At 60.7% G+C, this 397-nt stretch carries 1 protein-coding gene; it reads right to left on the minus strand.

Translation table 11 applies throughout. From position 1 onward, the window contains the following. A partial coding sequence (locus tag KKP04_RS15330; protein ID WP_215033564.1) for an IS5 family transposase occupies window positions 1-352 on the minus strand: 352 nt, incomplete at its 3' end. Window positions 353-397 lie beyond the last annotated feature (45 nt).

Below are 397 nucleotides of genomic sequence, written 5' to 3' on the forward strand. Positions count from 1 at the left end.
GCCTGATCTTCAGCCCCTTTTTTGCGCCGGCGGCGTGCTGGTGGGCGCGGACGATGGTCGAGTCCACGATCAGATATTCAAAGTCCGGATCGTCGGACATCGCCTCGAACATGCGCCACCAGACACCCTTTCTGCTCCAGCGGCTGAAGCGGCGGAACGCGCTGTTCCACGCACCGAACACCTCGGGCAGATCGCGCCAGGGCGAGCCCGTGCGCACGATCCAAAGCACCCCTTCTACGAACATGCGGTTGTCGCGGCCGGACGAACCACGCGTCCGCTCATCGCCGATGATATGCTGCGAAATCCGCTTCCATTGATCGTCTCGAAGAACCAGACGGTCCAGAACACCCATGGCTGCCTCCCAAATGACAGCCTTGAATCTGATTTGCTTGCCCTT

The sequence above is a fragment of the Rhodomicrobium sp. Az07 genome, from assembly GCF_018619475.1.
Classification (GTDB): Bacteria; Pseudomonadota; Alphaproteobacteria; order Rhizobiales; family Rhodomicrobiaceae; genus Rhodomicrobium.